The organism is Streptomyces sp. NPDC058157, from assembly GCF_042884105.1.
In the GTDB taxonomy this organism is placed as follows: domain Bacteria; phylum Actinomycetota; class Actinomycetes; order Streptomycetales; family Streptomycetaceae; genus Streptomyces.
Genome location: NZ_JBHVUQ010000280.1, coordinates 1 through 7745 on the forward strand (window position 1 = coordinate 1; position 7745 = coordinate 7745).

Here is a 7745-nt window from a genome sequence, read left to right on the forward strand (position 1 = left end):
ACGAAGACGCCCTGGTCGCGGGTGGGCACGGATCCGGCGGCCACGGCCGGGGCGGGCGCGGGCCGGGGCGCGGGGGCCGGCTTGGGCTGCGGCTTGGGCTGCGGGTGGTGCGGCGCGGGCGCGGGGGGAGCCGGGTGCGGGGCCGGGGGCTGCGCGTGGGGGGCGGGCGGGTGGTCGTCGCACTCCTCCTTCCCGCCGCGCGGGCCGTGGTCCTCCTCGCCGGAGCCGCCGTAGGCGTCCTCGTGGCGGCTGTCGTCGTGGCGGGGCGCGGCGTGGCGCGGGGCCTCCTGCCGCGGAGCCTGGGGCCGGGGCGCCGCGTGCTTGGGGGCCTCGGGGCGCGGGGCCTCGGGGCGGGCCTCCTCGGGGCGGGGCGCCGCGTGCCGGGGGGCGTGCGCGCGGGGAGCCTCGTCGCCGCGCTCCCCGTACCCGCCCTCGTCCTCCCGCTGCGCGGGCAGCGCGTGCCGGCCGCCCTCGCGCTCCTCGAGGTAGTGCCGGAAGGCCTCGGCGTTCTCGGGGCTCAGGTAGCGCTCGTAGTCGTGGTGGCCGGCGTCCGAGCCGGTCGAGGTCACGCAGGTGTTGCCCATGGCGGGGTTGAGCGCGGCACCCCCGTCCACGCTGTTGCCGCACACGTTCGGCGAGAAGGTGATGGGTACCGAGACGCTGTTGCCGGACAGCACGCCCGGTGAATGCGAGGCCTCCGCCATCGCCCCGGGATGCGCGTAGGCCGCGCCGGTCGCGATCGACAGCAGACTCGAGGCGGCCGCAGCCGTGAGCACCCCCTTGCCCAGTACCTGTCGGCTCAGTACCTGTCGCATGGGTCCTTCCCTGTCTACCGGCTCGGGGCCGGTCCTGAATCGAAGGTGGCCTCGGAGTGCACCGCCGTGCACTCCGAGGCCACCCGAGGAGGTCTGCCCTTGCGGGCGCAGGCGCTTCGTCAGTCGTTGACGCAGTGGTTGCCGAACGCGGGGTTCAGCAGCGCGATCACGTTGACGGTGTTGCCGCAGACGTTCACGGGGACGTGCACGGGGACCTGCACGACGTTCCCGGAGCCCACACCGGGGGAGCCGACGGCCTTGCCGTCGGCGGCCGAGTCGGCCATGGCGGGGGAGGCGGCACCGGCGGCGACGAGAACGCCGGCGGCCATCACCACTGCCTTCTTGTACTTCATCTGAATTCGATCCTTCCCGCAGAGGTCTGTCCGCTGCATAGACAACAACGAGTGGGTCGGAGAAAAGAAACCGCAGAATCCCGGTATTTCCGAGGGGTGTCGGTCAATTCACTCCGATGCCCCGGAGGTGCGTTCGGGGAATTTCGGTCCGTATTTTCCGGACGGGAAATTCAGGGTGCCGATACGCGGCGAGGCCGCCGCGACCCCGGGGGTGCGACGGCCTCGCGGTGCGGCGCCTCGGTCAGCTGCCGGAGGAGACGTTGCCGGAGAGGACCGGGATGTTGTCCAGGATGTGCGAGAGGGCCTCGTCGCCCTTGGCCTGGGTGGAGTTCTCGGTGCACTGCTGGTTCTGCGGGCTGGACAGGACCGGGATGTCCTGGACTCCGACGTTGACCAGGGCCAGGATCGACTGGGCGTTGACCTTGGCCGGCAGGGCGATGCAGGGCTTGTTGAAGGAGCCCTGGATCAGCGCCATCTGCGGGCTCATGTTGCCGTAGGTGGCCTGGTTGCCGTAGATCTGCGCGGAGTTGTTGCCGTTCACGGTGTTGATGCCGTTGTCGTTGCCGATGGCCATCGCCTGCGGGGCCATGGCGGCGCCGAGGCCGACGGTGGAGGCGGCAACCGCTGCGCCGGCGACAAGCTTCTTGATCATTATCATCCCTTTTTTGCAGGATTGCCCGGTACTGGAGCACCCGGATCAACGGCCCGGCTCGGGCTCGGGTTGCGTCGCTTCACCCGGATGCCGCCGTTTCGGGCGGTGCGGTTGACGTTCAGGCGTTCACGCAGTGGTTGCCGAAGGCCGGGTTCAGCAGTCCGACGAGCTGGGCGGTGACGCCGCAGACGTTGACCGGGACGTCGACGGGGACCTGGACGAGGTTGCCGCTCAGGACGCCGGGGGACCCCGTGGCGGCGCCTTCCGCCGTCGCGCCGTCGCCGCCGTGCGCGGAGGCGAGGCCCGCGCCGCCCATCAGCAGCGCGGCGCCCGCGAGCGCCACCGTCGTGCCGCGCATCAGCCTCTTCTTCATCTCCGTATTCCTTTCGGTTCGAACTTCGAACAACGATGCACCGGCATAACGACCCGCCCACGGACAGGGTGCGTGCTATCGCCCGAAAGGCCGTACGAGCGAGTCCGACGTGATTTCCAGCCCGATTTCTGACAAAGTTCACTCCTGTTTTGTCCCCTTGATCGAAAATGGAGACGGGGTCATGGGTTCCTCCCGCAGAATCCTCGGCGCACTCGGTCTGCTGTCCTGCCTCGCGCTTTCCGCGCACGTCCCTTCGGCGGGTGCCGCGGTTCCCGCCGCGGCGCGCGAAATGCCCCGGATCCCGTTCACCCAGCGTTACCAGGCCGAGCTGCACGGGGGGCTGGTCCGGGCCTCGAACTCGGCGATCAGCTGCCGGCGCGCGGAGTCCCCGCAGGCCGAGCCGTGCGCCGAGGTCAAGAAGGGCGCGGCCGGGACCAACGGCGACTTCGAGATGTTCTACGACGAGGTCGACAAGGACCCCGACACCTACAACTCCACCCGGGCCGAGCTCAAGGTCCCGCGGGGCGCGAAGGTCTCGTACGCCCGGCTGTACTGGGGCGGGAACCTGCGGGTCGGGGAGCAGAAGCCGCCGGAGGACAACGGCCGCGTGCTGGTCGCCGAGCCCGGGGGCGCGTACAAGGCGGTCCTCGCCGACACCGTGATCGGGCACCGCACCGACGCGGGCAGCGACGCCTACCAGGCCTCGGCCGACGTCACCCCGCTGGTGCGCAAGGGCGGTGCGGGGATGTGGACCGTCGCCCAGCTCAACGTGGCCATGGGGCACTCGGAGGTCGGCGCCTGGGGCGGCTGGACGCTGGTGGTCGCCTACGAGCACCCGCAGGAGCCGCTGCGCCGGATCGCGCTGTGGGACGGCTTCGAGTCCCTCGCCGCGGGGGCCGGCGAGGCCGCCTCGGAGACGGTGCGGGTCGCCGGCCTGGACGCGCCCGCGGGGGCCGCGGGCAAGGCCGGGGTGGTCGCGTACGACGGGGACCGCGGGGTCCTGGGGGATTCACTCATGGTGACCGCCGACAGCGGGCGCCGGATCAGCGTCAGCGACGCCGAGAACCCCTTCGACGACGTCATGAATTCCACGATCACGGAATTCGGGCATCCCGCAACAGTACGACAGCCTGAAAATATTAATAATCTCGGATATGACGCGGACGTGTTCGATCTGAGTCCCGCCCTGTCCGGTGGCGCCCACAGCCTGGACTTCAGGTTCACGGGCGAAAGCCAGGGTCAATTCCTCGGTGTGCTCTTCGTTCAGACAGACGCGCGCCGCTGAGCGCAGGAGACCGCTCCACGTGCCGAAACACCCCTCGCCGGCCGGCTCCCCGGCCGCGCAGTCCTTCACCGTCCTGCACCTCGTCCAGCCCGTCGAGGGCGGCGTCGCACGGGTCGTCACCGACCTCGCACGGGCCCAGTCCGCCGCCGGGCTGCGCGTCGTCGTCGGCTGCCCGGACGGCGGCGTCCTCCCCGGCGCCGCCCGCGACGCCGGGGCCGAGGTGCTCACCTGGCGCGCCGGACGCTCCCCGGGGCCCGGGCTGCCGGCCGAGGTGCTCGGCGCCGCCCGCCTGGTCCGCCGCGTCCGCCCCGACCTGCTGCACGCCCACAGCGCCAAGGCCGGCCTCGCCGGGCGGATGGCCGTACGGGGCTCCCTGCCCACGGTGTTCCAGCCCCACGCCTGGTCCTTCGACGCCGTCGGGGGCACCACCGCAGCCCTCGCGCTGCGCTGGGAACGGGCCGGTGCCCGCTGGGCCGACCGGGTGCTCTGCGTCAGCGAGGCCGAACGCCGGGCCGGGGAGTCCGAGGGCATCCACGCCCGCTGGACGGTGATCCGCAACGGCGTCGACCTCACCCACTTCCGCCCGGCCCACCCCGACCCCGGCCGCGACCGCGCCGAGGCCCGCGCCGCGCTCCCGCTGCCCGCCGCCCTCCGGGACGGGCCCCTCGCGGTCTGCGTCGGCCGGCTCTGCCCGCAGAAGGGCCAGGACGTGCTGCTGCGCGCCTGGCCCGAGGTCTCGGCCACCGTCCCCGGCGCCCGCCTCGCCCTGGTCGGCGACGGCCCCGACGCCGAACGGCTGCGCCGCACCGCACCCCCCGGAACCCACTTCGCCGGAGCCGCCGCCGACATCCGACCGTGGCTTCGGGCCGCCGATCTCGTTGTACTGCCGTCGCGGTGGGAAGGCATGGCGCTCGCCCCCCTCGAAGCCATGGCCTGCGGCCGACCGGTCCTGGTCTCCGACGTCAGCGGTGCGCGGGAGAGCCTGCCGTCCGGCCACGGACGGCTCTGCCTGGTACCTCCGGAGGACCCGACGGCGCTGGCCAAGGCCCTGGGACGGCTGCTCGCCGAACCGCGGCTGCTCACCGAACTCGGGGAGCAGGCCCAGCAGCACGCCCGGAGCGAGTTCGACGTGCGGCGGACCACGGACGCGGTCACCGGCCTGTACCACGAACTGCTGGGCAGGCCCGCCCCCTCGCTCCACCGGGGGGACCCCCAGCCCTTGAACCAGGAGCGCATCAGCCGATGACGATGGACAGCGCAGCCGCCCGGCACACCGGAGGGCAGAGCGGCACGGGGCACGCCGGCGGCAGCGCCTTCGCCTCCGTGTCGCAGGCCGCCCCGGCCGCCGTGTCACCCGCCAAGCCCCGCCGTGCCGTGACCGCCATCCACCCGCCGCGCGGCCCCCGCGCCGAACGGGCCCGTCCCGCCGTCCGGCCGGGCCGGGTCCGGCGCGGCCGGGGCGCCGCCCCGCTCCTGGCCGCCGACGCGCTGGCCGCCGCCGTCACCGCCGCCACCGTCACCGCCCTGCCCGGCTCGCCGCTCCCGGCCCAGGCCGCGGCGCCGGCCGCCGTGCTGCTCGCCGCCGCGGGCGCCGCCCTCCAGGCCGGGGGCGGCCTCTACCGGCCCCGCCTCGCACCCTCCGCGCTGCTCGAACTGCCCGCCCTGGCCGGGCGGGCCGCCGCGCTGTGGTGCGGGGCCGCCGCCGTCCTCGCCGCCGCCGCGCCCGAACGGGCCCTCGGCTGGAACGCCCTGCTCACCGCCGTCTGCCTGCACGTCGTCCTGGCCTGCGCGGGACGCGGGCTCGTCCACCAGGTGTGGCGCCGCTCCGCCGTCCGCCACCCCGTCTCCACGCTCGTCGTCGGCCCCGGGGACGGCGCCGGCGCGGTCGCCGCCGCACTGCACGGACGCCCCGAGTACGGGCTGCGGCCCGTCGGGATCGCCGACCCCGCCGCGCCCGCCGACGGGGAGGGCGGCCCGCTGCCCGTACTCGCCACCCACGAGGACGTCCGGCGCGCCGTCATCCAGAACTCCGTGCGCTGCGCCGTCTTCACCCGCCCGCCCGAGGCCGACGAGCGCACCGCCGCACTGGTCCGCCTCTTCCACGACCACGGCTGCCGGCTCTGGCTCGCCGACCCCGCCGGGACCGCCAAGGTCACCGGCATGCGCGTCGCCCAGCCCGCCGACCAGCTGTGGGGCCACGCCGTCCAGCCCCTGCTGCCCCGCCCCGCCCGCCCCCTGGAGCGGTCCGCCAAGCGGATCATCGACTCCCTGCTCGCCGCGCTGGCCCTGCTCGCCGCCGCCCCCGTCATGGGGGCCTGCGCCCTGGCCGTACGGCTCTCCGACGGACCCGGGGTGATCTTCCGTCAGGAACGGGTCGGCCTCTACGGACGGTCCTTCACCCTGCTGAAGTTCCGCACCCTGCGCGCCGACGAACACGAGTCCGCCACCCGCTGGACCGTGGCCGGCGACCGCCGGATGAGCCCCGTCGGCTCCTTCCTGCGCAAGTCCTCGCTGGACGAGCTGCCGCAGCTGTGGAACGTGGTCCGCGGCGACATGAGCCTGGTCGGCCCCCGCCCCGAACGCCCCTTCTTCGTCGCCAAGTTCGCCGCGGTCCACCCCGGCTACGAGGCCCGCCACCGGATGCCCGTCGGCATCACCGGCCTCGCCCAGATCAACGGCCTGCGCGGGGACACCTCCATCGAGGACCGGGCCCGCTTCGACAACCACTACATCGACACCTGGTCGCTGTGGCAGGACCTGTGGATCCTGGCCCGCACCGCCGCCTCCTTCTTCCGCTTCCGGCTGGGCGGGAGCTGAACCATGACCCTCGCCCTCCCCGGAACCGCCCGCCCGCCCGGCGTGTCCGCCGCGCTGCGCCGGCACTGGCCGCTGGTGCCGCTCGCCGCGACCGTCCTGCTCCTCCTCGCCCCGCTCCCGGCCGGTGACGCCACCGCCTCCGGGAAGGTCGGCCCCGCCGACGCCGCCTCCCTGCTGCTCGCCCTCGTCTGCGCCGTCCAGGCCCTGCGCGGGCGGGTGCGCCGGCTCAGCCCGCTGGGCGTGCTCGTGCTCGGGACGCCGGGGATCGGCCTGGCCGTCTCCACCATGACGGCCGGGGACCCGTACGCCGCCCTGCCCGGGTTCGTGCGCTACCTCCAGGTGTTCGTGCTGGTCCCGGCGGCCGTGGTGCTGCTGGTGCGCGACGCGCCGGAGTTCCGGCTGGCCGCCGGGTGCTTCGTCGTGCTCGGCCTGGTGCAGGGCGCCGTGGGCGTCGTGCAGTACGCGACCCACACCGGCGCCTCCTACCAGGGCGAGGACATCCGCGCCGTGGGCACCTTCGGCCCCGGCGACGTCATGGGCATGGCCACCGTCGTCGCGTACGGGCTGATCGTCGCCACCGCCGCCGCGCTCGCCCCGGGACTGCCCGCCAAGGTCCGGCGGGCCGCCGGGGGCTGCGCGCTGGCCCTGGTGGTCCCGCTGGTGCTCTCCTTCAGCCGGGGCGCGTGGATCGCCACCGCCGTGGCGGCGCTGCTGGTGATGTGCCTGGCCGGGATCCGCCGGGCGCTGGCGGTGCTGCTGGCGCTGACCGCCCTCGGGGTGGTCCTCGTCGGCGGACTCGGGCTGGGCTCCGACATGGTCGCCGAGCGGCTGAGTTCCATCACCCAGGTCTCCAGCGCCCCCGACCAGTCGGTCACCGACCGCTACACGATGTGGGCCGCCGCCGAGTCGATGTGGCGCGAGCGGCCCGCCGTCGGGGTGGGCCTCAAGGGCTTCCCCGCCCACCGCGACGGCCACTCCTCGCTCGGGCTGTCCTCCGGCAGCGACACCGCCGGCGCCGGGCAGGCCTTCATGAAGCAGCCGCTGCTCTCCCCGCACAACATGTACCTGCTGGTCCTCGGCGAACAGGGGCTCGTCGGACTGCTGGCGCTGGCCGGCGGCTGGGCGGCCCTCCTGGTCGCGGGCCTGCGCCGGTACGCCGTGGCCTCCGGCGGTTCCGGCGGTTCCGGCCCTCGCGGACGGCCGGGCGGCGGCTCCGGGCGGTCCGGCGACGGGCTGCGGGACTGCGGGCTGATCGCGACCGGGCTGTTCGTGTGGCAGCTGACCGACTTCCTGTACGCGGACATCGGCGGCCCCTCCACCGTGCTGACCGGTGTGATCATCGGGCTCGCGGCCTGGTGGGCGCTGCCCTCCACCGGCCTCGCGGGCGGCCGGCCCGCCGACGGGCCGGCCGCCCGGTGACCGACACGACACCCTGGCGGAGGCCCGCGGC

At 74.5% G+C, this 7745-nt stretch carries 8 protein-coding genes; 4 read left to right on the forward strand and 4 right to left on the reverse strand.

Translation table 11 applies throughout. The features are described from left to right. From ACFVXK_RS35515 to ACFVXK_RS35530, 4 genes are all read right to left on the reverse strand, one after another. A partial coding sequence (locus tag ACFVXK_RS35515) for a chaplin family protein (protein ID WP_389620500.1) occupies nucleotides 1-815 on the reverse strand: 815 nt, incomplete at its 3' end. A 119-nt stretch (nucleotides 816-934) separates the two neighbouring features. Further along, nucleotides 935-1168, reverse strand: coding sequence for a chaplin (locus ACFVXK_RS35520; RefSeq protein WP_389620503.1), 234 nt, complete (start codon nucleotides 1166-1168; stop codon nucleotides 935-937). Between the two features lie 241 nt (nucleotides 1169-1409). Then, on the reverse strand, nucleotides 1410-1820 hold the full coding sequence (locus ACFVXK_RS35525; protein WP_358897246.1) for a rodlin: 411 nt from the start codon (nucleotides 1818-1820) through the stop codon (nucleotides 1410-1412). A gap of 118 nt (nucleotides 1821-1938) precedes the next feature. Beyond that, nucleotides 1939-2193: a chaplin gene (locus tag ACFVXK_RS35530; protein ID WP_389620507.1), complete on the reverse strand. Its 255-nt coding sequence runs from the start codon at nucleotides 2191-2193 to the stop codon at nucleotides 1939-1941. Nucleotides 2194-2374: 181 nt separating this feature from the next. Here ACFVXK_RS35530 and ACFVXK_RS35535 point away from each other — a divergent pair, with 181 nt between their 5' ends. From ACFVXK_RS35535 to ACFVXK_RS35550, 4 genes are read left to right on the forward strand one after another with little or no spacing between them, the layout of a single operon-like run. Further along, nucleotides 2375-3478 carry a DUF3344 domain-containing protein gene (locus tag ACFVXK_RS35535; RefSeq protein WP_389620510.1) on the forward strand — a complete coding sequence of 368 codons (1104 nt, stop codon included), beginning with the start codon at nucleotides 2375-2377 and terminating at the stop codon, nucleotides 3476-3478. A gap of 19 nt (nucleotides 3479-3497) precedes the next feature. Continuing rightward, on the forward strand, nucleotides 3498-4724 hold the full coding sequence (locus tag ACFVXK_RS35540; RefSeq protein ID WP_389620513.1) for a glycosyltransferase: 1227 nt from the start codon (nucleotides 3498-3500) through the stop codon (nucleotides 4722-4724). Between the two features lie 2 nt (nucleotides 4725-4726). Continuing rightward, nucleotides 4727-6295 (forward strand): exopolysaccharide biosynthesis polyprenyl glycosylphosphotransferase, encoded by a 1569-nt coding sequence (locus ACFVXK_RS35545; protein ID WP_389620519.1) that lies wholly within the window; start codon nucleotides 4727-4729, stop codon nucleotides 6293-6295. A 3-nt stretch (nucleotides 6296-6298) separates the two neighbouring features. Continuing rightward, nucleotides 6299-7714 carry an O-antigen ligase family protein gene (locus tag ACFVXK_RS35550; protein WP_389620516.1) on the forward strand — a complete coding sequence of 472 codons (1416 nt, stop codon included), beginning with the start codon at nucleotides 6299-6301 and terminating at the stop codon, nucleotides 7712-7714. Nucleotides 7715-7745 lie beyond the last annotated feature (31 nt).

Excerpts from the sequence above, each read along its gene's own strand:
- ACFVXK_RS35520 (WP_389620503.1), bottom strand. The coding sequence starts at position 1,168 with ATGAAGTACAAGAAGGCAGTGGTGATGGCCGCCGGCGTTCTCGTCGCC.
- ACFVXK_RS35525 (WP_358897246.1), bottom strand. The coding sequence starts at position 1,820 with ATGATCAAGAAGCTTGTCGCCGGCGCAGCGGTTGCCGCCTCCACCGTC.
- ACFVXK_RS35530 (WP_389620507.1), bottom strand. The coding sequence starts at position 2,193 with ATGAAGAAGAGGCTGATGCGCGGCACGACGGTGGCGCTCGCGGGCGCC.
- ACFVXK_RS35535 (WP_389620510.1), top strand. The coding sequence starts at position 2,375 with ATGGGTTCCTCCCGCAGAATCCTCGGCGCACTCGGTCTGCTGTCCTGC.
- ACFVXK_RS35545 (WP_389620519.1), top strand. The coding sequence starts at position 4,727 with ATGGACAGCGCAGCCGCCCGGCACACCGGAGGGCAGAGCGGCACGGGG.
- ACFVXK_RS35550 (WP_389620516.1), top strand. The coding sequence starts at position 6,299 with ATGACCCTCGCCCTCCCCGGAACCGCCCGCCCGCCCGGCGTGTCCGCC.